Raw genomic sequence first — 26,323 nt, forward strand, 5'->3', positions numbered from 1 at the left:
CTCAGACCTCCGCTCCCGCGAGCGCCAGACCGCGCTCACTCGTGGGCTGTTCGGCGGGCTTGCGCAGGTAGACCGCCCAGGTGACGGCGAAGCACAGCCCGTAGAAGACGAGGAATCCGATGAAGGCGGGGACACCGCTCTTCGCGTCGGCGAACGACTGCCGGAAGGCGAGGTTGATGAACAGCCCGCCCTCGGCACCGATCGCGCCGGCCAGGCCGATCAGCGCGCCCGAGAGGCGGCGCGCCTTGAGCAGCTCGGCCGTCTCTTCGGCGCCGTTCGCGATCGCCACCTTCGCCTTGGCGCGGAAGATCGCCGGGATCATCTTGTACGTCGAGCCGTTGCCGACGCCGGTGAGCACGAACAACACGATGAACGCGACCGTGAACAGCGCCAGGGACTTCGAGGTCGAGGCGAGGATCAGCACGACCGTGGCCAGCGCCATCCCGATGAACGTGAAGAAGGTGATCTTGCCGCCGCCGACCCGGTCGGCCAGCCAGCCGCCGGTCGGCCGCGAGAGCGAGCCGAGCAGCGGACCGAGGAACGTCACCGCGGCCGCCTGCAGCGGGGTGCGGCCGAACTGGTTCTGCAGCACCAGGCCGAAGGCGAAGCTGTAGCCGATGAACGAGCCGAACGTGCCGACGTAGAGGAACGACATCACCCAGGTGTGCGGGTCCTTGACGACCTCGCGCATCGCCTTGGTGTCGCCCTTCATCGTGGCGAGGTTGTCCATGTAGAGGTACGCGCACACGGCGGCGACGACGATCAGCGGCAGGTAGACGAAGAGCACCACCCGCGGCGCGGTCGCGCCCGCCGTGCCGATCACCAGCAACCCGACGAGCTGGATCGCGGCGACGCCGAGGTTCCCGCCACCGGCGTTGAGGCCGAGGGCCCAGCCCTTGTGCTTCTCGGGGTAGAAGGCGTTGATGTTCGTCATCGACGACGCGAAGTTGCCGCCGCCGACGCCGCCGAGCGCCGCGACCAGCAGGAACGTGCCGAGCGACGTCCCGGGGTGCAGCACGACGGCCGCGAGGACCGTCGGGATCAGCAGCAGGACGGCGCTGACGATCGTCCAGTTGCGACCGCCGAACTTCGCCACGGCGAAGGTGTAGGGCAGCCGCATCAGGCCGCCGATCAGCGTCGGCGTCGAGACGAGCAGGAACTTGTCGGCGGCGGAGAACCCGTAGTCCTTGCCCATGAACAGGACGATGACCGACCACAGTGTCCAGACCGAGAAGCCGATGTGCTCGGCCAGCACGGAGAACCAGAGGTTGCGGCGGGCGATCTTCTTGCCCTTCGCCTCCCAGAACTCTTCGTTCTCCGGTTCCCAGTGCTCGATCCAGTGCTTTCCTTGGTGTACCACGGCGTTCTCCTCAGAGCGGGTCGGGTCGGTCATTGCGCCGCGAGCCAGTTGGCGATGCCGCCGACGGTGTCGGTGCACCCGCCACAGCCCGTCGTGGCTCGCGTGGCCCGCGCCAGTGCGGGAGTGTCGGTGGCGCCGCCCTTCCAGGCTTCGATCAGGCGGCTCTTGGTGACGTTGTTGCAGCGGCAGATCACCGCGGCGGCGGGCAGGTCGGCCGGGCTGGCGGCCGGGGTGCTGCCGGTGGGCAGCGCGCGGCCCAGCAGGACGGCGAGCCGGTCGTCGGGCAGCAGCGTGCCGCGGTCGTGGAACTGGGTGATGGTCGCGGCCGCGTCGGGCAGCCCGAGCAGGATCGCGCCGGCCACGCGGTTTTCGCGGACGACGAGCTTGCCGTACCGGCCGCCGGTGGGGTCGTTGAACGTCAGCACCTCGGCGTCGGGGGTACCGGCTTCGAGCTGCGTCTCGCCGAGCGCGGCGAGGTCGATACCGCGGGCCTTGAGCCGGGTGACGGCGGTCGTGCCGCGGTAGCGGGCGGCCGCGTTCGTGCCGGTCAGCACGTCGGCGAGGACCGCGGCCTGTTCCCACGCGGGCTGGATCAGCCCGGCCGGGGCGCCGGGGTGGCGCGCGCAGTCGCCGAGGGCGTGGATGCGGCCGTCGCTGGTGCGCAGGGTGTCGTCCACGAGCACCGCGCCCTCGACGTCCAGCCCGGCTTCGGTGGCCAGGCGCGTTTCGGCGCGGACACCGGCGGCGACGACGACCAGGTCGGCCGGGACGAGGGTGCCGTCGTCGAGCTTGAGCCCGTCCCCGGGGAGGTAGCGGGCGGCGGTGGCGCCGAACTTGAACGTCACGCCCATGTCGGTGAGCCGGCGGGCCAGCACGTGCCCGGCGGCCGCGTCGAGCTGGCGTTCCATGACGTGACCCAGCGGGTGCACGACGGTGACCTGGTTGCCGCGCCCGGCCAGGCCGCGGGCGGCTTCCAGACCGAGCAGGCCGCCGCCGAGCACCGCGACGGGCGCGCCGAACCGGGCCGCTTCGAGGATCTTGGCGCAGTCGTCGAGGCTGCGGAAGGCGACCACGCCCGGCCCGGCTTCGAGACCTTCGACCGGCGGGATCCACGGGTTGGCGCCGGTGGCGAGCACCAGGGCGTCGTAGTCCACGCACGCACCGTCGGCGAGTTCGACGCAGCGCTTCTCGCGGTCGATGCGGGCGACGTCGACCCCGAGCCGTAGGTCGATGTTGTGGCGCGCGGCCCATTCGTCGTCGTGCAGGCGGACGCTTTCGGCGCTCATCCCGCCGGCGACGACGGCCGAGAGCAGCACCCGGTTGTAGGCGGCGTGCTTCTCGGCGCCGAGCACGGTCAGCCGGACACGTTCGGCGATCGGGTCGCGGCGGCGGATCTCGTCGGCCAGCCGGGCACCGGCCATGCCGTACCCGACGATGACGACTTCACGCGGTGTCATGCGGCACCATCCACAGTAGACAGAGAAACGGCACACACCTTGAACTCCGGCATCCGGCTGACCGGGTCGAGCGCCGGGTTGGTGAACAGGTTCGCGCGCTGCTCACCCGGGAAGTGGAACGGCAGGAACACGAGATCAGGCTTCAACGACTGCACGAACCGCACCTTGGCCACGGTCTCGCCGCGCCGGGAACGGATTCTCGCGGGATCGCCTTCCTCGAGACCGGCACGCTTGGCCGTGTCGGGGTGGACCTCGACGAACGCCTCCGGCACGACGTCGTTCAGCTCGTCGATCAGCCGGGTCTGCGCGCCCGACTGGTAGTGCTGGAGCACGCGGCCGGTGGTGGCCTGCAACGGGAACTCCTCGTCCGGCAGTTCGGCCGGGCCGGTGTACTCGACCGGCACGAACCGCGCGCGGCCGTCCGGGTGGGCGAAGGCGTCGAGGAACATCCGCGGGGTACCGGGGTGGTCGTCCGCCGGGACCGGCCAGTGCAAGGCTTCGCCGTTGCGCAGCCGCTCGTAGCTGACGCCGGAGTAGTCGGCGATGCCGCCCTTGGACGCGATCCGCAGCTCTTCGAACACCGTCTCGGCGTCGACGGGGAACCGGTTTTCCGGCTGTCCGAGCCGTTTCGCGAGTCCGTTGAGGACGTCCAGATCGGACCGGACACCGGGCGGCGGGTCGAGTGCCTTGCGGCGCAGCAGGACCCGGCCTTCGAGGTTGGTGAGCGTGCCGTGCTCCTCGGCCCACTGGGTGACCGGCAGGACGACGTCGGCGAGGGCCGCGGTCTCCGACAGCACGAAGTCGGCGACGACCAGGAAGTCCAGTTCGGACAGCCGATCTTGGACGCGCTGCGAGCGCGGCGCCGAGACAACGACGTTGCTGCCGAACACCATCAGCGCCTTCGGGCCGCCTTCCTGGCCGAGCGCCTCGAGCAGTTCGGTGGCCGAGCGGCCGGGTCCGGGCAGGCTGTCCGGGTCGACGCCCCACACGCCGGCGACGTACTCGCGGGCGGCCGGGTCGTCGAGCTTGCGGTAGCCGGGCAGCTGGTCGGCCTTCTGGCCGTGCTCGCGCCCGCCCTGGCCGTTGCCCTGCCCGGTGAGGCAGCCGTAGCCGGAGCCGTCCCGGCCCGGCATGCCGAGCGCGAGGGCGAGGTTGATCCAGCCGCCGACGTTCGCGGTGCCGGTGGCGTGCTGCTCGGTGCCGCGCGCGGTGAGGATGTAGGCGTTGCGGGCCCCGGCGAGCTTCTCCGCGGCGAGGCGCATGTCGGCGGCCGACACCCCGGTGACGCGCTCGGCGCGTTCCGGCCACCAGGACGCGACGATCCGCCACACGTCCCCGAAACCGTTGGTGCGATCATCCACATAGGACTGATCGAGGTGACCGCCTTCGACGACGGCGTGCAGGATGCCCAGCGCCAGCGCGAGATCGGTGCCGGGCCGGGGAGCGAGGTGCAGGCTCGCCAGCTCGGCGGTCGGCGTCCGCCGCGGGTCGACGACGATCAGGTCGGTCCCGCGCAGGTGCTGGGTGAACGGCGGCATCGTCTCGGCCGGGTTCGCCCCGGCGAGCAGCACGACGTCGGCCCGCTTGAGATCGGTGACGGGGAACGGCATCCCGCGGTCGGCCCCGAACGCCTTGATCCCCGCGGCGGCGGCCGAGGACATGCAGAACCGGCCGTTGTAGTCGATCTGCGAGGTGCCGAGCGCGACGCGGGCGAACTTGCCGAGCAGGTAGGCCTTCTCGTTGGTCAGCCCGCCGCCGCCGAAGATCGCGACGCCGTCCGGACCGTGTTCGCCGGTGATCCCGGCCAGCTTGCGCGCGACGAAGTCGAGGGCGAAGTCCCAGCTGACCGGCTCGAGCCCGCCGTTGACGCGCAGCAGCGGGGTGGTCAGCCGCTTCGGCGAAGTGAGGAGACTGCCGGAGGTCCAGCCCTTCTGGCAGAGGCCGCCGGCGTTGACCGGGAAGTCCCGCGGCGTGACGCGGGCACCGTCGAGGCTCATCCCGCACTGCAGCGCGCAGTACGGGCAGTGGGTGTCGACCTGCGGCACGGGCACCTCCTCGGCGGTTCGGGAATGCCCTGACGCTAAGGAGGCCGTGTTACTCGGAATCGACCGAATGTTTCAGGCAGTTGACATTGCGGCGGCGCGCCCGCCGCCCGGCCGGTGAGATCCGCGTCCACGGACCGGGAGACCTGAGGTCAGCGGCGCCTCCCCGGCCGTGACGGCGACCTTGCGACCTCGGTCACAGCCGTCCCCAGCCGCTTTGCTCGAACAGCCGCCGCTCGAACCACCACGGCGAGGGGTTGAGCGGATCGGGCAGCGTCCGCGCGGCGAACCGCCGATCGACCCGCGACAGCACGGCGCCGACCAGCGCCCGGTCCCGGCGCGGCAGCTCGGCCAGCACCCGAGCGAGGAGCCAGCGTGTGCCGACCGGGTCGCAATCTGGGTGCGGGGAGGCGGGCAGGGTCAGCCGGAAGGGCGGCCGGGTGGCGCGGTCCCAGTCTTCGAGCAGGTCGGCCACGAACCCGGGCGAGCCGCCCGCGGCGGCTTCGGCGAAGGCGAGCTGCCGCTGCGCGCGCCGGGAGAGGTGGGGAATCTTGGCCGGCGGCGGTCCGGCGACGTCGAGTCGCTGGGCGCGGCGCAGGCTTGCGGGCCGCCTACGCGGCATGGCCCTTTCGGCAGCGGGTGCTCATGAAGCCAGCATCCCAGGCGGCCGGGGCCCGTCACAAGACAGCAGGCGCCGGGTACCCGAGGCGCGATCCCGCAGCGACGGCCGGGCCGCCACCCTTACAAAACCCCGCTCACCTCGCGAGCCGCGGCCCGCAACCCGTCCAGCGAGGCCTGCGTCGAGCGCGGGTTCAGCGCGTTCGCCGCCAGCCGGAACAGCACCGCCCGCAACAGCAGCTGCGGCCACTCCGGCAGGTGCGCCCACCGCTCCAGCAGCTCCCGCGTCGCCCCGCCCCACGCCAGCGCGTCCACCGCGACGATCGCGGCGCCGTACTCACCCGGGCGGTAGTACGGCACGAAGTCCACCAGGCCCGGTGCCCCGGTGCCGTCGAACAGCAAGCCCGCCAGCAGTTCGCCGTGCGCCACCTGCGACGGCAGGCGGATCGGACGGCGGGCACCCGCGAGCACCTCGAACCACCGGCCGCCCTTCGTCTCTTCCAGCGGAACCTCGAGTTCCTCCCACGCCACCCGGTCGGCGATCGCGTCGACGTCGCGGCGGGTGGCCAGGAACTCCGGCCGGGGCAGGCCCAGCGTCGCGCGGTGGAGCTTCACCGCCGCCAGCACCGACGCGTCGCCGCGGTGCTCGGGCGTGCCGGAGACGAAGCGGGACGCCGTCCAGCCGCCGACGATCCAGCGGCCGTCGCTGGAGCCGACCGGCTTCGCGACCCGCAGTCCCGGCTCGGCGATGTAGTCGAGGGCGCGGGCGGTCCACAGCGTCTTCGCCTTATCGGTGACCGGCTTGAGCACGAGGTCGCCGCAGCGCCACGCCGTCGAGTCCGGCAGCGGTTCGCTGGCGTCGTCGAGGCCGCCGAAGGCCGAGCAGACGTGCGCCGGAGGGCGTTCGAGGGTTGACCGCACGAGTCTTGACGTTACCCGGCCGGGTGGTCCACGTTCGAGAAGACGCGCTGGTCACACAGTGTTTTGCGACTCGGACGAAACGCCGCGAAGGCCGCCCCCGGAAGCCGGAGGCGGCCTTCGCGAAAAGCCACTGTCAGTAGGTCGGCAGGCTCGGGTCGATCTGCTTCGCCCACGCCAGGACGCCGCCACCGAGGTGCGTCGCGTCCTTGAAGCCGGCCGCGTGCAGGGCGGCGAGGGCCTCCGCCGAGCGGGCGCCCGACTTGCAGTGCAGGACGATCGGCTTGTCCTGCGGCAGTTCCGCCAGCGCCTCGCCCGAGAGGATGCGGTCCTTCGGGATCAGCGTCGCGCCCTTGATGTTGACGATCTCGTACTCGTGCTGCTCGCGGACGTCGATCAGGGCGAAGTTGTCGCCGTTGTCGAACTTGGCCTTGAGCTCCGCCGGCGTGATCGTGCTGCCCGACGCGGCCTGGGCGGCCTCGTCCGAGACGACACCGCAGAACGCCTCGTAGTCGATCAGCTCGGTGATCTTCGGGGTCTCCGGGTCCTTGCGGATCTTGACCTCGCGGTACTTCATCTCCAGCGCGTCGTAGCTGATCAGGCGGCCGAGCAGCGGCTCGCCGATGCCGGTGAGCAGCTTGATCGCTTCGGTCACCATGATCGAGCCGATGGACGCGCAGAGCACGCCCAGCACGCCACCCTCGGCGCAGGAGGGGACCATGCCCGGGGGCGGCGGCTCCGGGTAGAGGTCGCGGTAGTTGAGGCCCTTGCCGTTCGGCGCGTCCTCCCAGAACACGCTGACCTGGCCCTCGAACCGGAAGATCGAGCCCCACACGTACGGCTTGCCCAGCAGCACGGCGGCGTCGTTCACGAGGTAGCGCGTGGCGAAGTTGTCGGTGCCGTCGACGATGAGGTCGTACTGCTCGAAGATCTCGAGCGCGTTCGACGAGTCCAGCCGGTCGGTGTGCAGGTGCACCTTGACCAGGGGGTTGATCTCGGCGATCGACTCCTGCGCCGACGCGGCCTTGAGCTTGCCGACGTCGGACTGGCCGTGGATGACCTGGCGCTGCAGGTTCGACTCGTCGACGACGTCGAAGTCGACGATGCCGAGCGTGCCGACGCCGGCCGCGGCAAGGTAGAGCAGCGCGGGGCTGCCGAGGCCGCCGGCGCCGATGACCAGGACCTTGGCGTTCTTCAGCCGCTTCTGCCCGGTCACCCCGACGTCCGGGATGATCAGGTGACGGCTGTACCGCGCCACCTCTTCCTTGGTGAGCTCGGCAGCCGGCTCGACGAGCGGCGGCAGTGCTGACATGGGTCCTCCATCTCGCGCGCGGTTCGCGTCCATCCCACTATGCACAACACGCGCAGGCAAACAGACCTTCCCTGATGCCACATGCTGGGAAGGTCTTACGGAGTGGGATTGGGCCACGCGTTCGGCGTGCAGACGCGGCCGTCCTTGGCCACCTTGCCCTTGTCGCCGCCGGGGATGTCGTTGAGCATCGAGACGTAGTCGTCGGAGACGCCGAACGACTGCTGCATCATCACCGGGGCCGGCTGGCCGTTACCACCGCAGCCGACGTGCTGGTTGCCCAGGGCGTGGCCGACCTCGTGGTTGATGGCGTACTGGCGGTAGCCGGTCATGTCCGCGTAGAACGCCTTCGCGCCGCGCACCCAGCGGGCCAGGTTGATCAGCACCCGGCCCATGCTCTTGCGGTAGCAGGACGCCTCGAAGGTGATCTGGAAGCCGCACGCGTCGGCGCGGTGCGTCGTCTCCGGCGTGGTGAGGCTCACGCGGAACGACGGGTTCGGGAAGTTCGCGTCGACGCGCTGGAGGGCGATCTTGCCGTCCCACGTCCAGCTCTTGGGATCGGACAGCGTGCCCTGGACCGCGGCGGCGAAGGCGTCGTCGCCGGCGTAGCTCGAGGCGTCGATGCCGTCCTCGACCTCGACGGTGTAGGTGTACAGCTTGCCGCTGCCGACCTTGGGGCCGCTGCCGGGGACGACGTGCCAGCTGCCCCGGCCGGCCTGGGTGAACGGGCTGCCGTTCGGCAGGTCCGCCGTCGGGACCTTGAGGTCGACCGGCTTGGCCGGGTTCTCCGGGATGCCCGCTTCGCCCTCGCCGTCGATGGCGCCGCCGGCCGCGTCGCCGCCCGCCGACTCGACGCCGGGCGCGGCGCTCTGCTCAGCGATCGGCTGGGCCGGGCTGGTGGCCGTGTTGACCACGACGAGCACGGTCAGCACGACGAGGATCGGCAGGGCGTAGACGCGCCAGCCGTAGGTCTTGGTGAGCTTCGCGAGACCGGACTTCGGCGGCGCTTCCTTCGGCTGCTCGCGCGGCGTCTCGACGTGGGGCTTCCAGGAGGCGCTCAGCGGCTCGGCGCTGGTCCGCCGCCCGCCCGGGCGGTAGCGGTCCTCGGTGACGCGCTGCGCCGGCGCCTTCGACGACGGGCGGTACTGCCCGGTGCGCGGCGACTCCTCGGGCTCCGGGGTCCGGCGGCCCGACGCGCGGTGGGGAGCCCGCCGATCGTCGCCTCGCGCGTCCTGCTTCACCCGGTCCACCGCACCAGGGTGCCACAGCGCCACCGAACCGTTATCGGCGACTGGCTGACCACGCAGGGGTTTGTCCTCACTCGATCGGGCTACCAGGTACCGGCTTCGACGTGCTCCCACATGCCCAGAACGGCCTTGGCGACGACCACCGGACGCTCCATCTGCGCCACGTGCCCGGTCCGCGGCAGCACCAGCAGCCGCGCCCGCGGGATCGCCCGCGCGGTCCGCACGGCCCGCTTCACCGAGATGACGCGGTCCTCCCGGCCCCAGACCACCAGCGTCGGCGCCGTCACCCGTGGCGCGACCGACCACAGCGACGCCTTCCCGAGCGTCGACCAGGCCCGGAAGATGGCGAACGTGCTGCGGGCCATCGCGGGCGCCGCCCAGGTGAAGCCGGCGCGGGCGCCGTGCTCCTCGGTGAGCTCGTCGAGCCGGCTGTCCGGGAACCTCGACGGGTCCGCGAAGCAGAGCTTGATGACCTGCGCGGCGCGTTCGCGCGGCCCCAGCGCCGCGAGCTGGGCCCGCACGCGGGCGCCGACCAGCGGCAGGTAGGCGAGCGCCATCCGCGGGTCGGACAACCGGCGCGGGTCGGGCCGCCGGTCCGGGACCGCCGGCGAGATGAGCGTGAGCGTCTTGACCAGCTCCGGGCGCCGCGCGGCGACGAGCAGCGCGATCGCCCCGCCCATCGAGTTGCCGAACAGGTGCACCGGCCCACCGACCGCTGCCGAGACAGCCGGAGCTTCGCCCCGGGGCGGGGACTCCGCCACCCGCGCCCCCGAAAAACCGGTTTCGATGTGCCGCGCGACGACGTCGGCGTGCGCGTCGAGGGTGAAGTCGAAGCCCGCTTCGGGCTCGGAGTAGCCGAATCCGGGCAGGTCGGGGGCGGTGCCGCCGGCGACCGGCGCGAGCAGCGCGGCCAGGTCGGTCCAGTTCGTCGACGAGCCGCCGAGGCCGTGGACGTACACCGCGGGCACGCCGTCGGGTCCCGGCGTGCGGCGGACGTGGAGCCGCGCGGTCCCGACTTCTTCGAAGGCCGCCGGCCACGGCGGTTTCAACGGCTCGAGAGACGGCAATTCCCTGGTCGACAGGGGCACGTGCGTCAGCGGCGCCCGCGCGGTCACGGCGGTGTTCACGGAACCAGGATGCCCGACCCGTGGCACGGCATACATACCGGCGAGTAATCTTCAGGACGACTTCACGCGGTGGCGACCCCGCCCGTCGAAGGTGTGAAGACGGGAGGATGAGCATGACGGAGATGACGCGGCTGCAGCAGCGCGGGGTGCGGCTGCCCCGGACGGAGCGCCGGGCCCAGCTCCTCGCCGCGGCCCAGCGGGTCTTCGCCGAGAACGGCTACCACGCCGCCGCGATGGACGAGATCGCCGAAGTGGCCGGTGTCAGCAAGCCGGTTCTCTACCAGCACTTCCCCGGCAAGCTCGATCTGTACATCGCGCTGCTGGAGAGCCACGTCGACGAGCTGGTCAAGCGCGTGCAGACGGCGCTGGACTCGACCACCGAAAACCGCCAGCGCGTCCCGGCGACGGTCGGGGCGTTCTTCGACTTCGTCAGCGAGGACGCGGGCGCGTTCCGGATGGTGTTCGAGTCCGACCTGCGCGGCGAACCGGCGGTCCAGGAAGCGGTCGACCGCGCGACGTCGGCGAGCGTGGACGCGATCACGGAGACGATCACGGCGGACGCCGGCCTCGACGAGGACAAGGCGCGGCTGCTGGCGGTGGGGCTGGTCGGGATGAGCCAGGTCAGCGCCCGGTTCTGGCTGCAGCACCACCAGTCGATGAGCCAGGAGGAGGCGGTGGCCCTGACGGCCAACCTCGCCTGGCGCGGCATCGGCGGCGGCTTCCCCCTCAAGGACGCCTGAACCGCACTTTCATAGGGAAAGCTCCGCTTTGTGTCGCAAAGCGGAGCTTTCCCTATGAAAGATGCCTAGTTGCCGCGAGTGGCGACGCGGACCAGGGCGGAGATGCGGCGGGCGACCTCGAAGGGGCGTTCCTGCGGGAGCATGTGACCCGCGCCCGGGAACCGGACGAACTCCGCGTGCGGCAGCTCGTCCGCGATCACCTTCGCGTGCGCCAGCGGGCACAGCCGGTCCCGCTCCCCCGCCAGCACCACCGACGGCACGTCGCACAGCGCGCCCAGCCCGCCCACACCGCGGTGGGCGGCGATCGCGTCCAGGAACAGCCCCGCGCTCGCCGGGTGCGCGCACAGCAGCTGCTCGACGACGCTGTCGACCTGCGCCCGCCCCGGGCGTGCCCCGAAGACGAGCTGCCGGGCGCCCGAGCGGACCATCGCCGGCCGCAGCCGCAGCGTGTCCGACCGCAGCCGGGCGAGCAGGCGGGCCACCCGCGGCTCGAAGCGCGTCACGCCGCGGCCGACCAGGCCCGGGAACCCCAGCGTCAGCTGGTCCATGTCCCCCGACGACGTCGCCACGAACGCCGCCCCGGCCAGCCGCTCCGACACGAGCTCCGGGTGCCGTTCGGCCAGCACCATGAGCGTCATGCCGCCCATCGAGTGCCCGGCCAGCACGAGCGGGCCCGACGGGACGCGGTCGGCGATCAGCTCGGCGAGGTCGTCGGCCAGCCGCGAGATCGTCGCCGAACCGGGGCGCGCGTGCGCCGAACCGCCGTGGCCGCGCAGGTCGTAGCGCAGCACGCGCACGCCGGGGTCCAGGTGCGGCAGCACGAAGTCCCACGTCCGGTGGTCCTGCGTCCAGCCGTGCACCAGCACCAGCGTGACCGCCGAGTCGGCCGGGCCCGACTCCTCGACGTGCAGCGCGGCGCCGTCGCTCGCGACGAACCGGTGCCCGATCGAGGGGTCGCGCAGCCGCGACGCGGTCGTCACCGGCCCGCCGGGAGCAGGAAGGACTTGCGCCAGAAGTACTTCCCGGGCAGCCCGACCAGGCCGGACTCCTCGAGGAACGGCATGATCTTCTCCCCCGCCCACGCGATCGTCCCCTGCCAGTGCGGGTTGTTCAGCGCCGCTTCGACGCCGTCGCGCGGCCGGATGCCGACCGCCTTGTAGACGTTCGGGTTGATGAACGCCCGCGTCACGAAGTACGAGATCAGCGCGATGATGAACTGCTGGTAGGCGATCTCGGCCTTCGACAGCTTCGCCATCCCGCGCGTGACCTCTTCGCGGGCGAAGGTGACGTGCCGGGCCTCTTCGAGCACGTGGATCCGGTTGACCATCCGGACCAGCGGCTGGACGCCTTCGTCGTTCATCTGCTCGCGCTGCAGCCGGTCGAGGACCTCCTCGGCGACCAGGATCGCGCCGTAGCGCGCCGGGCCGTAGGAGATCGACGGCATGAGCTTCGCCAGCTTCCGCAGCCACGGCACCGGGCCGTAGGCGGGGCAGCCGATCCGCGACGCCATCCGCGCGAACATCGTCGAGTGCCGGCATTCGTCGGCGATCTCGGTGAGCGCGAACTGGGCGTGCGCGGACGTCGGGTCCTGCTCGTAGACCTCCTTCAGCAGCATCTGCATCAGGAGGATTTCGAACCACAGCCCGGTGGTCGCGACGCTGGCGACCTCGTGCTTGCCCAGCTCGATGCGCTGCTCCGGGGTCAGCTCGTCCCACAGCTTCGTGCCGTACAGCGAGGAGCGTTCGTCCAGGATGAAGCGTTTGCCCTCGACCAGCGGCGCGGCCCAGTCGATGTCGACGTCGGGGTCGTAGAACTTGTTCGCCGACGACTTCAGCAGGCGTTCCGCGGTCTTGTCGCGGTCCGGTTCCTTCAGCGTCCGCGTCATTGCCGACACCCCTTCCGCAATGTGTAACTTGAGGTAACAGTTACCTGTGCGTAGCATGACCTTCGTGATCGAACGTGTCAAGCGCTCCGGCAAGCAGTCCAGCAAGGCCTCGCGTGGCGAGGAGACGACCGGCGACGCCCGGCGCGACCGCTGGCGCAAGCACCGGATCGCGCGGCGCAAGGAGTTCGTCGAAGCCGCGTTGCGGGCGCTCGACACGCACGGCCCCGACCTCGGCATGGAGGACGTCGCCGCGGAGGCCGGCGTCACGAAACCGGTGCTGTACCGGCACTTCGACGACAAGGCCGACCTCTACGTGGCGCTCGGCCAGCGCGGCACGGAGATCCTGTTCGAGCGGCTGATCCCGGCGATCAACGCCGAACTGGCGCCGGTGCCGCGGATCCGGATGGCGCTCGACGCGTTCTTCACCGTGATCGAGGAGCACCCGAACCTGTACCGGCTGCTCGCGCACGGGCGGCCGGAGAAGCCGGTGTCGTCGGACGTCGTGGCCGAGGACAAGGAGCTGATCGCGTCGGCGCTGACCGCACTGCTCGGCGACTACATGCGGATGTTCAACATGGACTCCGGCGCGGCCGAGCCGTGGGCGCACGGCATCGTCGGCATGGTCCAGAACACCGGCGAGTGGTGGCTGGACCGCCGGTCGATGGGCCGCGACTCGGTCGTGGAGTACCTGACGCAGATCATCTGGGCGGCCATCGACGGGCTGAGCCGCCAGCACGGCGTCGTCATCGACCCGAACCAGCCCCTGGAAGCCAACAAGGTGGTCCAGCTGGGCCGCGCCGAAGCGGTGGAGGAGACCTCATGAGCGAGCACGACGAAGACGGCTACAGCGGCGAAGCGACCCTCGTGGTCGACGGCGTGTCCGTGTCGACGACGGTGGAGCTGCGCGGCTACTTCCAGCCGATCGACGGCTATTACCGCTGGTACGGCCGGGTGGCGGTGAACGAGGAGCTGACCAAGCTCGCCGGCGGCAAGAAGAAGCCGGTGTCGATCCAGGCGGGCGAGTACACGGCGGACGGCGAGCTGTCCGACCCGGACCCGTGGGGCCGCTACCGGATCATGGGGACGAGCACCCCGCCGTTCCACGTCCCGACGTCGCTCGAAGAGCTGAACGCGTAACGGCGAGGCGCTCGCGGGCCTCAGGGCAGGCGCGGGCCGGGCAGCTCGACGCCCGGGATCAGGCCGTTGGCGATGTCGGTGGCGCGCCACTTCCGCACGGTCAGCTCGACGGCCGTGACCGGCGCGTCGAGGAACGGCGCCGCCTCCGGCACCTTCGCCACGAGCAGCTCGCGCACCCGCGCGTCCCCTTCGCCGCCGACGACCTCGGCGAGCGCCTGGGCCTGCAGGAACGGCTGCATCGGCGAGCCGGTGGAGACGACCACCGAAACGACCGGGTTCTCCCGGATGGCGGCCAGCGTCCGGCCGCGGTCCTCGAGGACGAGGTTCAGGGTGAACTCGCCGCTTTCGGCGAAGTACACCCCGCCGACCCACGGCCCGGTGCTGCCCGAGGTGGCCAGGAACAACGACTTGTGCGCGGAGAGCGTGCTCCGCACGAGGTCCGCGACGGCGGACTGCTCGAGAGTGGTCACCGGCCGAAGCTAGGTGGCGGGAAACCGACACACCAAGCGAAACACCACAATCCGGTGAACCGCGGCATGCGAAAGGCCGCCACGGGCTCGCGCCGGCAACGCCGGGTCAGGCGCCAGGCGCGGCCGCCCCCACCGGCGTCGCGACGCCCGCGCCACCCGAGCCGCCAGCAGCAGCTCGGCCGCCCCGATCGACGACGCCCGCCACGGCGCGGGCACCGAGGGGCCACTCGACCGGCCGACCTTCGACGCGCGAACCCGGGCATGCGAAAGGCCACCCCGGGAACGTCCCGGAGTGGCCTTGGCCGCGAGGGATCAGTCGCCGACGCCGAAGCCGACCTTGCGGACGTCGGACGGGGCGATCTCGACGTACGCGATGCGGTCGGAGGGGACGATGTACTTGCGCCCCTTCTCGTCGCTGATGCGGAAGAGCCCGTCACCGGCCGTCAGGGCCTCGGCGACCAGCTTCTCCACCTCTTCGGGAGACTGGCCGCTGGACACCACCAGCTCGCGCGGTGTGTCCTTGATGCCGATCTTGACCTCCACGTGGGACCTCCGCTGGAAATTCGTAAGGGATGTGCTCGGCAAGGCTAACCGAACGGGCTCGTTCCGGTGGCGCATGACCGCGCCTGACCGCGTCGTCAATTCCGGGTACTCCATCGGGGTCAGCCCAGGCCGAGCGCCTGCATGCGCTTGGTGTGCCCCTGCTGCAACCGCCGGAACAGCGCCGCAATTCCGGAGAGGTCGCCGGAGCCGCCGATGATGAGCTCGGCCAGGCCGTCGCGCTCGGCGACGACGTACTGGGCCTGGGTCAGTGCCTCGCCGAGCAGGCGGCGGCCCCACAGGGCGAGTTTGTCGCGGGTCTTGGGGTCGGCTTGGATGCCGGCGGCCACCTCGCGCTCCGCGAACGCCGAGTGGCCGGTGTCGGCGAGCACGGTGAGCACCAGGTCCTTGGTCTCCGGGTCGAGCCAGCTGGCGATCTCGCGGTAGAGGTCGGCGGCCAGCCCGTCGCCCACGTAGGCCTTGACCAGCGATTCCAGCCACGACTTCGGTGGCGTCGAGGCGTGCCAGGCGTCGACCTGGGCCACGAACGGCGCCATCGCGTCCTCGATCTTGACGCTCTGGGCGGCCAGGTGCTGGGCCAGCAGCCCGTAGTGACCGATCTCGGCGGCCGCCATGGTCGCCAGGGCGGCGCGCCCGGCCAGCGTGGGGGCGGTGCGCGCGTCCTCGGCCAGCCGGTCGAAGGCGGAAAGTTCGAGGTAGGCGATCACACCCAGCAGGTCGACTACGCCTTCGCTGATCTCTTTCGGGTCGGTCACGGCGGCCAGGGTATCGCCGAAGCACCCGGACGTGCCGCGACGAGACCGATCCCACTGGCTCCGGCGCGGCGGGTACTGTCGAAAAACTGCTGACCAGGTACACTGTCTTTGATAAAGAAGCTTCCGTACGTCATACCGACGTCGGGAAACAGGCAGGTCACGTGGCTTGCCGACGTACTGCAATGTGCGTGCACGCCTCTTCCGGCATTCCCGGGACGGACCGGTTCCGCGCTCCAGTTCAGCGCCAGGGACCAGGGTTTACTCCCGGTCGAGTGTCGAGCGGACCCACGGCTGTGCGCGCTGGTCACGAGAGAGGCGATCACCCTGACCGCAGAAATTCCCACAACCGAACAGACCCCCGCCGTCGCGCTGGAGCACAGCGAGACCGGCCCGGCCGCGCTCGACACCTCGCACCCGCTGCAGGCGGGCGTCGAGGTCGAGCCTGAGAACCCGACCTTCGCGTCCTTCGGCGTCAAGCCGGAGATCGTCAAGGCCCTGGGCGAGGCCGGCATCGAGCGCACCTTCGCGATCCAGGAGCTCACCCTGCCGCTGGCGATGGCCGGCGACGACCTCATCGGCCAGGCTCGCACCGGCATGGGCAAGACGCTGGGCTTCGGCGTCCCGCTGCTGCACCGCGTGCAGGTGCCGGGTGACGGCACCCCGCAGGTGCTGGTCGTGGTGCCGACCCGCGAGCTGTGCATCCAGGTCGCCAACGACCTCAAGGGCGCCGGCAAGCACCTCGGCATCCGCACCCTGGCCATCTACGGCGGCCGCCCCTACGAGCCGCAGATCGAGGCCCTCCGCAAGGGCATCGACGTCGTGATCGGCACCCCGGGCCGCCTGCTCGACCTGGCCGAGCAGCAGCACCTGGTGCTCGGCAAGGTCCGCGGGCTCGTGCTGGACGAGGCCGACGAGATGCTCGACCTGGGCTTCCTACCCGACATCGAGCGCATCCTGCGGATGGTGCCGGACGAGCGGCAGACCATGCTGTTCTCGGCCACCATGCCCGGCCCGATCATCACGCTGGCCCGCACGTTCCTGCGGCAGCCGACGCACATCCGCGCCGAAGAGAACGACGCGAGCGCGATCCACGAGCGCACCACCCAGTTCGTCTACCGGGCGCACTCGATGGACAAGCCCGAGGTCATCGCCCGCGTGCTGCAGGCACAGGACCGCGGCCTCACGATGATCTTCAGCCGCACCAAGCGCACCGCGCAGAAGGTGGCCGACGACCTGGTCGAGCGCGGCTTCGCCGCCGCCGCCGTGCACGGTGACCTGGGCCAGGGCGCCCGCGAGCAGGCGTTGCGCGCGTTCCGCTCCGGCAAGGTCGACGTCCTGGTCGCGACCGACGTCGCGGCCCGGGGCATCGACATCGACGACGTCACGCACGTGATCAACTACCAGTGCCCGGACGACGAGAAGACCTACGTCCACCGCATCGGCCGCACCGGCCGCGCGGGCCGGACCGGCGTCGCCGTCACGCTCGTCGACTGGGACGAGATGCCGCGCTGGAAGCTGATCTCGGACACCCTCGGCCTCGACAAGCCGGAGCCGGTGGAGACGTACTCGTCGTCGCCGCACCTGTTCGAGGACCTGGGCATCCCGGAGGGCACGAAGGGCCGGCTGCCGCTGGCCAACCGCACCCGCGCGGGCCTGGCCGCCGAGGAGGAAGAGGACCTGGGCGGCAAGAAGCGCGGCCCGCGTGGCCGGGGCAAGGCCGGCGAGGCCGCTCCGGAAGAAGCGCCGCGCAAGCGCGCCCGCGCCCCGCGCAAGCGCACCCGCGGTGGTTCGCGGGCGGCCGAGGCGATCGAGTCCGCGGACAACGCCGCCACGTCCTCGGAAGACGCTCCCGCCGGCGAGGGCCGGAGCCGTTCGCGGCGCCGCACCCGCACCGGCAACGCCCCGGAAGCGACCGGCCCGGCCGTCGAGAAGGAAGCCGGCGAGAACGCCGAGCGCCCCGCTCGTCGGCGCCGCCGTCGCCGCCCGGCGGCCACGTCTGATACACCTGCGTCGGCAGACTGAGGCCTACGCACGGGGGTCGGGTAAGTGAGCGAAGACGAGAAGGCGCCCGAGAGCGCGCCTGAACCGGTCGAGCCCGCGGAAGAACCGGCCCCCGAGTACGGCTCCGAAGACGTCCTCGAGGACGTTCCCGCACCCGCGCCCGCTCCGCGCGTCAAGGCACGTCGTTCGCCTTGGAACCGCGGACGGGACCGGGTGCTGGCCGCAGGTCTCGCGGTGGCCGTGGTGGCGGTCGCGCTGGTCATCGGCGCGACCAGCGACAGCGCGGCCACCGACCACACCGAGGCGGCCCCGCCCCCGCCGTTGCCCGCGGCCCCGGACAAGGTGCCGGGCTCGCTGGCGGAGCTGTGGAGCGCCCGCAGCGGCGCGACCCCGGTCCCGGTGGTGGCGGGTGACGCGGTGGCCACGGCCGACGGCGGCGAGGTCGCCGCCCGCGACCCGCTCACCGGCCAGATCCGCTGGCACTACGCGCGTGACCGGCAGCTCTGCACGATGAACGAGACGTGGGGGCGGCTGAACGCCGTCTACCACAAGGACGTCAACTGCAGTGAAGTGACGCAGCTGGACCCGGCCACGGGCCGGATCACGGCGCAGCGCAACGGCAACGCCGAGCTGGGCACGCAGCTGGTCAGCGACGGCTCCCACGTGACGGCGACGGGCAAGAAGCTCCTCGACACCTGGCGCGACGACCTCGTGAAGAGCGCCGAGTACGGCGAGGTCCCGGCGCTGGTCAACGCGGGAAAGCAACCGCGCACGGGCTGCACGTACGGCACGGTGGCGGCGTCGTCGGGCAAGGTCGGCGTGATCGAGCGCTGCCCGGGCGACCCGGCCGACCGCCTGACGGTCTACAAGGCGGCCCCGGAGAAGGACGACGAACCCCAGGTCAGCTTCAGTTCGGTGCTGGCGGGCAAGCGCGCCCGCGTGGTCGCGATGTCGGGTGAGCTGACGGCGGTGGTGCTGCCGGACCAGAAGCTCCTGGTCACGTACAACGGCGACGGCACCCAGCGCGCGGCGTACCCGCTGGACGTCCCGCCTTCGGACCTGGCCCAAGACCCCCCGGCGGGCGTCGAGGCGACCACCCAGACGGCGGCGAACGTGTACTGGTTCAGCGGCTCGAAGGTGCTGGCCCTGTCCCGCGACGACCTGTCCCCCCGCTGGACGCTGGGCAGCGCGATGGGCCCGGGCATCACGTTCGCGAACCAGCTGGTCATCCCCATCAAGGGCGGCCTGGCGGTGCTGAACGAAAACGACGGCTCGACGATCCGGACGGTCGGCGTCGACCGCCGCGGCTACACCGGAGCGGTCCGCCTGGGTGCGGCCGGGCCGGTGCTGCTGGAGGAGCGCGGGGACACGCTGACCGCGCTCAAGTGAGCCAGAAGAGGGTCACCGCGGAGGCGGCGAAGAGGACGACGGCGACGCCTGCCCCGGCGGCGGCTGGACCGTTTCGCCGGTCGGCGACGCGCTGGGCGAGCAGGGCGAGGGCCGCGGCGATGGGGTGGCCGACGAGGAGCGTCGCCCCGGGGCCCGGAGCGCCGGTGTAGAGACAGACGCCGGCGACGACCAGAACACCGAGGGCGAGCACGGTCAGGCCGGCGGCCAGTGAGCCGGTGAGGCCTCGCCACCAGCGCCCACGTTCTTTCGCCGGGGCTGGGGTTTCTGCCGCTTCGGGTTCCGGTTCGGCCGGATCCGGTTCGATTCGCTCGGGCTCGACCCGCTCTTGCGGCACGGTGTGCGCTTCAGCCCGGTCGGCGGCGGGCAGCTCGTGCGGCGCGGTCTCGGCTTCCGCCGCACCCGCAGCGGGCAGCGTGTTCTGCGCGGTCTCCGCCTCGGACGCAGCAGCTTCACCCTCGCCGACGGTGGGCAACTCGTGCCGCGCGGTCTCCGCCTCCGCCGCCCCGGCAGCAGCCAGCTCGCGCGGCGTAGTCACCGCTCCCGCCGCACCGGCAGCGGGCAGCCCCTGCCGCGCGGTCTCCGCCTCCGCCGCACCGGTCGCAGCGCCCGTCTCGGCCGCACCGCGCGCAACCCGCCCCCGCGCCACCTGCCCCTGCGCAGCAGCACGCTCCTCGCCGCCGCCGTCGGACTCCGCCCCCTGCGGCGGCGCGGGCGTACCTGCCGCCACGGGGAGCGTCGTCAGCTTGTCGGTGTCCGGTGAAGCCACATTCCCTCCCGTTCAGGGCGCGAGCAGGTCCCACGGCTGCAACTGCTGGGCCGTCTCCTGGCCCGCCGCGCAGCTCGGCCTGAAGTCGCACCAGGCGCAACGCCGGTCCGGGCGGGCCGGGAACAGCACGTCCCCGTCGCCGCCCGCTTTCAGGGTATCCGTGGCGAGCCTGAGGTCTCCGGCGGTCTCGTCGGCGCGTTGGAGGTGGCGCCGGAGGCTTTCCGGGGTGTGCTCCGCCGCCGCGATCGTGCCCGTCGGGAGGTGGTGCAGCTCGACCGTCGTGCACGGCATGCGCAACGTCCGCGCCGCCGCCACCGCGTACAGCGCCAGTGCCTGCGACGCCCGTGCTTCGTACTCGTCCGGGGGACGGCGGCCCGTCTTGTAGTCGACGATGACCAGCTCGCCCTCGCGCGCGTCGATGCGGTCCGCGCGGCCCTCGATGATCATCGACGGCCGCTCCCCCGGCACCGGGTTGACCGGCGCCGACACCCAGCGCTCCAGGCCGGCCGGCTCGTGTGTGACGTCGTTGTCCTCGACGTACTCCGCCACCCAGCCCTTGGCCCGCGCCCGGTAGCGCGCCGCCTGCTCCTCGCTCTCGAAGCCCGCGTCCTTCCAGAACTCGGCCACCAGCGCCACCGCCCGCTGCGGCACCCGCTTGAGCACCGGCAGGTCGAACAGCGCCCGCAACGCGTTGTGCACCACCGCGCCGAGCGTGCTGTGCGCCCACGGCCCGGTGCGCTGCGGCGTCGGCCGGTCGAGGTAGGCGAGGCGGTACCGGCGCGGGCAATCGTCGAAGGTCGCCAGCCGTGCCGGCGAGACCTTCGTGAGCCGAACCGGTTGCGCGACGCCGAAGTCGAACCCCATCTGCTCCTTCACGCCGCCCACGCTACGCACCAGCACCGACACTTTTTTCGGGGGTTCGGGTGGCGGAGCCCCCGACCTGGGGCGAAGCCCCAGATGTCACCGACACTTTCCGCGCGGGGCGAGGCCACCCCGCGCGGAAAGTGCGGCTACCGCACCACCAGCACCGTGTGCGTCCCGCCGGAAACCGCCATCGGCCCCGCCGCGCGGATCGGCCGCCCGTCCAGCAGCACCACCCGGCCCGACGGCACGACCAGCGACCCCGACGTCCCGCGCGGCGCGGAAACCGTCAGCGAGAACACCGAACCCCGCTGGGACCACGAAGCCGACAACGCGCCCTTCGGCGTCGGCACCGCTCCCCGCGCCCACTCGACGCCGCCCGGGTTCGGCGCGACAGTCCACGTCGCGAACCCCGGCGAAGTCGGCGAGACACCCAGCAGATCGTTGGTCAACGCCGGCACGACTCCCGTCGACCAGCCGTGCGCCGCCGACGTGTAGCCCTGCTCGTAGTGCGAGCCGCCTTCGCCGATGCCTTCCCACGCCGTGATTCCCGGGTCGTGCGTGGCCATCCAGCCGTACATCCGCTTGATCTGGTCGATCGCCGACGCCGCCTGCCCGGTCCGGAACCGCGCCTGCAGCTCCGGGAACGACGTGAACGCGTACACGCGCTTCGTGCCGTCCGACACCAGGGTGTCGTTGTCCATGAACGGGTTCCCGTACGGCAGCGCACCGGCCGCGAGCCGCGCCAACGCCGAGGAAGCCTGCGCCGGCGAAGCGATCCCGGCCAGGATCGCGTGGCTGTTGCCGTCCTGGCCGTGCCGCACCGCGCCCGTCCCCGAGTCGAGGTACGCGCCCGCCGCCGGGTCCCACAGGTACTGGTTCACCGCCGCCGAGACGCCGGAAGCGCGCGAAAGCCACCGGTCGGCGTCCGCGGGGTGCCCGGTCGCCCGCGCCAAGCCCGCCGCGCCTTGCAGCGCCCGGACGTACAACGCGTTGTAGTACGTCACTTCGCCGGTGCGCGGCAGGAACGCGTAGTCGCCGTAGCCGCCGGTGCCGTTGAGGCCCTTCGCGAGCAACCCGCGCGAATCGGTGACCGACGGATACCAGCTGTCGAGCGTCTTCACGAGGTGCGAGTAGTACGAGGCCGCGTACGCGGTGTCGCCGGTGTAGAGCACGTAGTCCCAGCTCGACGTCACCCACCAGAGCGGGTAGTCGAACAGCGGCAAGGTGTAGCTGTTGATCGACGCCGGCGGGATCCAGCCGTCCGCGCGCTGGTGGTCGGCCAGATCGGCGAGGACGTTCTTCGCCGCCGTCCCGTCCTGGTGCGTCAGGTACTGGGTCAGCCCGGACACCGCGACGTCCCCGACGTACGGGGCGCGGTCGCGCTTCGCGCCGTCGTGCAGCACGAGCTTTCCGTCCAGTGACGGCGAAAACGCGCCGCGCGGGTCCACATCGGACTCGCGGAACGTGTCCATGCCCAGCTCGTTCGTGTAGGACGCGGCGTACCAGTAGCGGTTCAAGGCGTCGTCGGACGACTCGAACCAGCCGCGGTAGCTGGCCGGCGTGCCGAGGAACGGCGTGAAGTCGAGCGAGACGCCGCTGATCCGCACCTCACCGGACGGCTGGGTCAGCGGCGCGTCCGACGCGAGCGCGTCGAGGCTGATCCGCAGGTAGCGGAAGCCGCGCAGGCCGTCAGCGCACACCTGCGTGCCGCTCTGGCAGCCCTTCGCGTCCCGCCAGACGGCCGGCGTCGCGGGCACGGCGATCTGGTCGCTGCCCGGCCCGCCGGCGAAGTCCGACCGCGAGAAGTCGGAGCGTTCGCCCAGGTACTGCTGGGTTTCCGAGGTCGACACCCGGATGCCGGGGTGGTTCGCCGACGCGCCCGCGAAGGCGATCTTCGGGTACCCCGCGACGACCTTGCCGAAGTCGACCACCGCGACCGGCACCGGCGGGTCGGCGACCAGGCCGGGCCAGACCTCGGCGACGCGGCTGAACTCGCCGGACGGCGTGTTCTGGTCCTTCGCGATGGTGATCCGGACCTGCGTGGTGGTCACCGGCCGGTCGAACGCGACCGCGCGCTGCACCGCGGTGTTGCCGGTCACCGAAGCCGCGACGCGCCACGCGCCGCCGTCGAGCACCTCGACCGTGAAGTCCTGCGGCACGCCGTCCACATGGGACAGCACGGTCACGCCGGGCAGCGCGGCCGGCGCGCCCGCGGTGACGGTCAGGACGTCCGGGTAGGCGCCGATCGTGTCGTCGTTCCAGAACGTGTCCGGGTTGCCGTCGACGGCGTTGCCCGGGTCGTACGTGCGCGGCTGCCCGTTCCCGCCGTTGTTCGGCGCGTGGAACGAAGACGCGGCGGCCGTCGTCCCCGCGGGCCAGGCCGGCTTCGGCGGCGGCGCCTGCCGCTTGAACGTCGCGACACCCCGCCCGAGCAAGCCGTCCGGGTTCGTGACGTCGCCGGTCGTGGACAGCACCTTCACCGGCCGGACGTCCCGGCTCGACGGCGCGACGACGTACTTCTGCCACCCCGGCGCGGCGTCGGCGGGGGCGGCGACCACGCCGCTCGCCACCAGCACCGTGACCGGGAGGAATGCTCTGAGCCACTTCATCGAGGCCTCCGAAAACCGACGCAGGACGATTGAATCGTTTCAAGCGCTGAGCTGAGGTTCAGGCTGCGCGAGCGGTGCCAACGATGTCAACGAACGCGGGAGTTCCTGTCCGGCAGGACAACCCGAAAGGCGGGGGTCAGTTGCCGCCGGAGATGAAGCCGCGCACGGAGTTCGCGACGAGCTCGACGGCGATGGCCGCGAGCAGCAGGCCGGCCACCTTGGCCAGCAGCGTGATGCCGCTTTCCTTGATCAGCCGGATGACGACGCCGGAGTAGCGCATGCAGATGTAGATCACGAAGTGCGTCATGACGATCGCCGCCGCCAGCGCGATGTACGCGCCGATGTGCCCGTCGGCCTGCCGGACGAACACGATGGTCGCGGCGATCGCGCCGGGCCCGGCCAGCAGCGGCGTGCCGAGCGGCACGAGCGCGACGTTGACGTCGTCGGCGGCCGCTTCCGGTTCGTGGCCACTGCCGGTGAGCAGCTGCAGCGCGATCAGCAGGAGCAGCAGGCCGCCCGCGCCCTGCAGCGCGGGGATGCCGATGCCGAGGTAGGCGAGGATCGCCTGGCCGGCGACCGCGAACAGGCTGATGACCAGCAGCGACACCAGCACGGCCTGCCGGGCGGCGCGCGCCCGCGTCGCGACCGGCTTGCGGCCGACGAGGCTGAGGAACACCGGCACGGTGCCGGGCGGGTCCATGATGACGACGAGGGTGATCGTCGCGCTCATGAAGAGCTTCGCGTCGAAGACGTCGGCGAGCGCCATGTCAGCCCTTCACGACCTGGTACCCGGTCGCGCGCGCCACGAGCTGCTCCAGCTGGCCGGGGTCGGTGGTGCACGCGCCGAGCGGAATCGTCTTGTTCGTGCCGTGGTAGTCGCTGGACCCGGTGACGAGCAGGCCGAGCTCGCCGGCGAGCGCCCGGGTGCGGGCGCGCGTCGGCTCGTCGTGGTTCGGGTGGTCGGCCTCGACGCCGGTGAGCCCGTGCGCGGCCAGCCCGGCGAGGGTGTCCTCGCTGATGGTGGCACCGCGGCTGAAGGCGAAGGGGTGCGCGATGACGGTGACGCCGCCGGCCGCGCTGATCATGTCGATGGCCTCTTCGACCGGGGTGTCCCGGCGGGCGACGTAGTAGCCGCGGCGCGGGCTGAGGTAGTCGGCGAAGGCCTCGTCGACGGACTTGACCAGCCCGGCGCGGACCAGCGCCTGGGCCAGGTGGGGCCGCCCGGGCGGCGAGTCCTCGGGCAGCAGGCCGAAGATCTCGTCGGCGTCGACCGGCAGGCCGTCGGCGGCCATCCGCTCGGCCATCCGGCGCAGCCGCGTGCGGCGCTCGACGCGCAGCCGGGTCTGCTCGGTGACGACCGGCTCGGACGTCGGGTCGAAGAGGTAGGCCAGCAGGTGGACGCTGATCTGCCGCCCGGTCGCGGGGTCGATCGACACCGTGGAGAGCTCGGCGCCGGGCACGAGCGTCAACCCCGGCGGCACCGCCTCGGCGGCGGGCGCCCAGCCCGCGGTGGTGTCGTGGTCGGTGATCGCGACGACGTCGAGCCCGGCGTCGACGGCCGCGGCGACGAGCCCGGCCGGCGTGTCGGTGCCGTCGGAGGCGGTGGAGTGGGCGTGCAGGTCGATGCGCATCGTGTCCATTGTCGACGATGCGCTGCGTCACACGCTCGGCGGGATGAGGCTAGCCGACGGGCTTCTTGCCGCGGGCGGCTCGCTGGGCCTTGATCATGGAGAAGCGCTCGGCCTGCTTCTGCTTGTCGCCGAAGACGAGCTCCGAGATCGTGTCGTAGAACTCTTCGGGCCGCGGCAGGAAGTCGATCTTGTTGAGGGCCTGGATCTGACCGGCCGACTCGACGACCATCGTGCCGTACCCCATCATGCGGCCGGTGGCGGTGCGCACGTAGCTGAGGTCGGTGACCTTGCTGATGGGCATCATCAGCACCTTGGTCGTGAACACCCCGGTGGTCATGACGAACCGCTTGTCGGTGACCACCAGCCGCTCGACCCACCACTCCATCACCACGTAGGCGAACCGCAGCACGACGATCAGCGCGACGTACCAGAGGATGTTCTGGCCGATGTAAAGCGCCGGTGGCAGCAGGTAGGACACCAGGACGCAGATGGCCAGCAGAGCGGCCGCCTCGAAGGTGTCCCACAGCAGCACCGCCCAGTGGCGGCGGATCCGGATGACCCGCCGCTCGGTGTCGAGGAGGTACTCGTCGGGGTCGCGTGGCGCGAACATGGCTCGAGGGTAGCCCCCGATCAGCCCTTGAAGACGTTGCTGACGAAGGTGATCACCGATTCGGCCGAGTCACGGAGGAACTGGATGATGTTGCCGACGAGGCCAGCGGCCTGCCCCGGCTGGGCAATGACGAAGAACAGCACCAACGCGATACCGGCGAGGCCCGCAATCTTCTTCACGTTCACCGCGATCAAATCCCGTCTCTTACGGTGACACCGGACAACAGACTTTTACGTTGTACCGCACTCAACTGGCGCACGGGAGGTAAGTCCCGCGCTTGGGTCAGCACGCGGTCCGAAGTGTACCGCACGGCTACTCTCCGTGTACAGGACATCCGTTTTCAGTTCGGTCACGTCTACCGTTGGGGCCATGGAGGCTCCCACCAGCACCACGATCCGCTGCATCGGCGGCATAGCGTTCGACGACCACGGCCGACTGCTGCTCATCCGCCGGCGCAACGACCCCGGTTCGGGGCAGTGGTCCCTGCCGGGTGGCCGAGTCGAACCGGGCGAAACGGACGAACAGGCCGTGATTCGCGAGCTTCGCGAAGAGACAGGATTGGACGTGATTCCGGGCACAGTGATCGGCAGCGTCCGGCGCGGGCCGTACTTGATCTTCGACTACGCCTGCGCGGTCACCGGTGGGGAGCTCACGGCGGGTGACGACGCCTCGGACGCGCGTTGGGCCGATGCGGCAGACCTTTCGGACATGGAGGCGGCCGGGGAGCTGGTGGATCTCCTGTACGTGACGTTGCGTGACTGGAACGCCTTGCCCCGTGCTTGAAGTCCGCTTTGTCCGGGTGGTGG

At 71.5% G+C, this 26,323-nt stretch carries 26 protein-coding genes; 6 read left to right on the plus strand and 20 right to left on the minus strand.

The annotated features are described in order from the left end of the window. Nucleotide 1 precedes the first annotated feature (1 nt). From AB0B33_RS16945 to AB0B33_RS16980, 8 genes are all read right to left on the minus strand, one after another. The gene (locus AB0B33_RS16945; protein ID WP_360772271.1) at nt 2–1,393 is read right to left on the minus strand and encodes a nitrate/nitrite transporter; all 1,392 of its coding nucleotides are present in this window, start codon (nt 1,391–1,393) and stop codon (nt 2–4) included. Beyond that, nucleotides 1,390–2,817 carry an FAD-dependent oxidoreductase gene (locus tag AB0B33_RS16950; RefSeq protein WP_360772274.1) on the minus strand — a complete coding sequence of 476 codons (1,428 nt, stop codon included), beginning with the start codon at nt 2,815–2,817 and terminating at the stop codon, nt 1,390–1,392. The genes AB0B33_RS16945 and AB0B33_RS16950 overlap by 4 nt, the downstream gene beginning before the upstream one ends. Continuing rightward, entirely contained in the window at nt 2,814–4,862 is a 2,049-nt protein-coding gene (locus AB0B33_RS16955; RefSeq protein ID WP_360772276.1) for a molybdopterin oxidoreductase family protein, read from the minus strand. Before AB0B33_RS16955 ends, AB0B33_RS16950 begins: the two co-directional genes overlap by 4 nt. 193 nt (nt 4,863–5,055) lie before the next feature. Next, the gene (locus AB0B33_RS16960; RefSeq protein WP_360772279.1) at nt 5,056–5,481 is read right to left on the minus strand and encodes a hypothetical protein; all 426 of its coding nucleotides are present in this window, start codon (nt 5,479–5,481) and stop codon (nt 5,056–5,058) included. 119 nt (nt 5,482–5,600) lie between these two features. Then, entirely contained in the window at nt 5,601–6,398 is a 798-nt protein-coding gene (locus AB0B33_RS16965; protein WP_360772282.1) for a TIGR02569 family protein, read from the minus strand. A gap of 133 nt (nt 6,399–6,531) precedes the next feature. Next, entirely contained in the window at nt 6,532–7,707 is a 1,176-nt protein-coding gene (gene moeZ / locus AB0B33_RS16970; RefSeq protein ID WP_247014492.1) for an adenylyltransferase/sulfurtransferase MoeZ, read from the minus strand. A gap of 95 nt (nt 7,708–7,802) precedes the next feature. Beyond that, on the minus strand, nt 7,803–8,954 hold the full coding sequence (locus AB0B33_RS16975) for a DUF3152 domain-containing protein (protein ID WP_360772284.1): 1,152 nt from the start codon (nt 8,952–8,954) through the stop codon (nt 7,803–7,805). A gap of 80 nt (nt 8,955–9,034) precedes the next feature. Beyond that, nucleotides 9,035–10,078, minus strand: a complete 1,044-nt coding sequence (locus AB0B33_RS16980; protein WP_247014494.1) for an alpha/beta hydrolase — start codon at nt 10,076–10,078, stop codon at nt 9,035–9,037. Between the two features lie 113 nt (nt 10,079–10,191). Here AB0B33_RS16980 and AB0B33_RS16985 point away from each other — a divergent pair, with 113 nt between their 5' ends. Beyond that, complete coding sequence (locus AB0B33_RS16985) at nt 10,192–10,818, plus strand: TetR/AcrR family transcriptional regulator (protein ID WP_086863845.1); 627 nt, start codon at nt 10,192–10,194, stop codon at nt 10,816–10,818. A gap of 65 nt (nt 10,819–10,883) precedes the next feature. Here AB0B33_RS16985 and AB0B33_RS16990 read toward each other — a convergent pair whose 3' ends face one another. Further along, nucleotides 10,884–11,798 (minus strand): alpha/beta hydrolase, encoded by a 915-nt coding sequence (locus tag AB0B33_RS16990; RefSeq protein ID WP_360772289.1) that lies wholly within the window; start codon nt 11,796–11,798, stop codon nt 10,884–10,886. After that, on the minus strand, nt 11,795–12,703 hold the full coding sequence (locus AB0B33_RS16995; protein WP_360772291.1) for a diiron oxygenase: 909 nt from the start codon (nt 12,701–12,703) through the stop codon (nt 11,795–11,797). The genes AB0B33_RS16990 and AB0B33_RS16995 overlap by 4 nt, the downstream gene beginning before the upstream one ends. Nucleotides 12,704–12,758: 55 nt before the next feature. Here AB0B33_RS16995 and AB0B33_RS17000 point away from each other — a divergent pair, with 55 nt between their 5' ends. Then, complete coding sequence (locus tag AB0B33_RS17000; RefSeq protein ID WP_247014498.1) at nt 12,759–13,526, plus strand: TetR/AcrR family transcriptional regulator; 768 nt, start codon at nt 12,759–12,761, stop codon at nt 13,524–13,526. Then, nucleotides 13,523–13,840: a DUF4873 domain-containing protein gene (locus AB0B33_RS17005; RefSeq protein WP_247014499.1), complete on the plus strand. Its 318-nt coding sequence runs from the start codon at nt 13,523–13,525 to the stop codon at nt 13,838–13,840. Before AB0B33_RS17000 ends, AB0B33_RS17005 begins: the two co-directional genes overlap by 4 nt. A 20-nt stretch (nt 13,841–13,860) precedes the next feature. On the opposite strand, the gene AB0B33_RS17010 is transcribed toward AB0B33_RS17005, so the two are convergent. From AB0B33_RS17010 to AB0B33_RS17020, 3 genes are all read right to left on the minus strand, one after another. After that, nucleotides 13,861–14,310 (minus strand): pyridoxamine 5'-phosphate oxidase family protein, encoded by a 450-nt coding sequence (locus AB0B33_RS17010; RefSeq protein WP_360772294.1) that lies wholly within the window; start codon nt 14,308–14,310, stop codon nt 13,861–13,863. Nucleotides 14,311–14,622: 312 nt separating this feature from the next. After that, entirely contained in the window at nt 14,623–14,853 is a 231-nt protein-coding gene (locus AB0B33_RS17015; RefSeq protein WP_125307071.1) for a DUF3107 domain-containing protein, read from the minus strand. 119 nt (nt 14,854–14,972) lie between these two features. After that, nucleotides 14,973–15,626 (minus strand): ferritin-like fold-containing protein, encoded by a 654-nt coding sequence (locus AB0B33_RS17020; RefSeq protein WP_247014501.1) that lies wholly within the window; start codon nt 15,624–15,626, stop codon nt 14,973–14,975. 417 nt (nt 15,627–16,043) lie between these two features. On the opposite strand from AB0B33_RS17020, the gene AB0B33_RS17025 reads away from it, so the two are divergent. Together AB0B33_RS17025 and AB0B33_RS17030 are read left to right on the plus strand one after the other, a co-directional pair. Then, nucleotides 16,044–17,648, plus strand: coding sequence for a DEAD/DEAH box helicase (locus tag AB0B33_RS17025; RefSeq protein WP_360772785.1), 1,605 nt, complete (start codon nt 16,044–16,046; stop codon nt 17,646–17,648). 24 nt (nt 17,649–17,672) lie between these two features. Continuing rightward, the gene (locus AB0B33_RS17030) at nt 17,673–19,016 is read left to right on the plus strand and encodes a hypothetical protein (RefSeq protein ID WP_360772298.1); all 1,344 of its coding nucleotides are present in this window, start codon (nt 17,673–17,675) and stop codon (nt 19,014–19,016) included. Here the strand turns inward: AB0B33_RS17030 and AB0B33_RS17035 are convergent. The 7 genes from AB0B33_RS17035 to AB0B33_RS17065 form a co-directional block, all read right to left on the minus strand. After that, on the minus strand, nt 19,009–19,803 hold the full coding sequence (locus AB0B33_RS17035; protein ID WP_360772301.1) for a hypothetical protein: 795 nt from the start codon (nt 19,801–19,803) through the stop codon (nt 19,009–19,011). The genes AB0B33_RS17030 and AB0B33_RS17035 overlap by 8 nt on opposite strands. A 12-nt stretch (nt 19,804–19,815) precedes the next feature. Next, a complete protein-coding gene (locus tag AB0B33_RS17040; RefSeq protein WP_360772787.1) occupies nt 19,816–20,667 on the minus strand; it encodes a PD-(D/E)XK nuclease family protein in 852 nt (283 codons plus the stop codon). A 146-nt stretch (nt 20,668–20,813) separates the two neighbouring features. Then, nucleotides 20,814–23,276, minus strand: coding sequence for an alpha-L-rhamnosidase C-terminal domain-containing protein (locus AB0B33_RS17045; RefSeq protein ID WP_360772303.1), 2,463 nt, complete (start codon nt 23,274–23,276; stop codon nt 20,814–20,816). Nucleotides 23,277–23,412: 136 nt separating this feature from the next. Then, nucleotides 23,413–24,042: a MarC family protein gene (locus AB0B33_RS17050; protein ID WP_360772306.1), complete on the minus strand. Its 630-nt coding sequence runs from the start codon at nt 24,040–24,042 to the stop codon at nt 23,413–23,415. A gap of 1 nt (nt 24,043) precedes the next feature. Then, nucleotides 24,044–24,916 (minus strand): PHP domain-containing protein, encoded by an 873-nt coding sequence (locus tag AB0B33_RS17055; protein WP_360772309.1) that lies wholly within the window; start codon nt 24,914–24,916, stop codon nt 24,044–24,046. A gap of 40 nt (nt 24,917–24,956) precedes the next feature. After that, the gene (locus AB0B33_RS17060) at nt 24,957–25,517 is read right to left on the minus strand and encodes a PH domain-containing protein (protein ID WP_247014507.1); all 561 of its coding nucleotides are present in this window, start codon (nt 25,515–25,517) and stop codon (nt 24,957–24,959) included. Nucleotides 25,518–25,537: 20 nt separating this feature from the next. Beyond that, entirely contained in the window at nt 25,538–25,702 is a 165-nt protein-coding gene (locus tag AB0B33_RS17065) for a hypothetical protein (protein WP_163046845.1), read from the minus strand. A 184-nt stretch (nt 25,703–25,886) separates the two neighbouring features. Between AB0B33_RS17065 and AB0B33_RS17070 the strand changes: the two genes are divergently transcribed. After that, the gene (locus tag AB0B33_RS17070) at nt 25,887–26,300 is read left to right on the plus strand and encodes an NUDIX domain-containing protein (RefSeq protein ID WP_247014508.1); all 414 of its coding nucleotides are present in this window, start codon (nt 25,887–25,889) and stop codon (nt 26,298–26,300) included. Nucleotides 26,301–26,323 lie beyond the last annotated feature (23 nt).

The organism is Amycolatopsis sp. NPDC049159 (genome assembly GCF_040648295.1).
GTDB classification, from domain to species: Bacteria; Actinomycetota; Actinomycetes; order Mycobacteriales; family Pseudonocardiaceae; genus Amycolatopsis; species Amycolatopsis pretoriensis_A.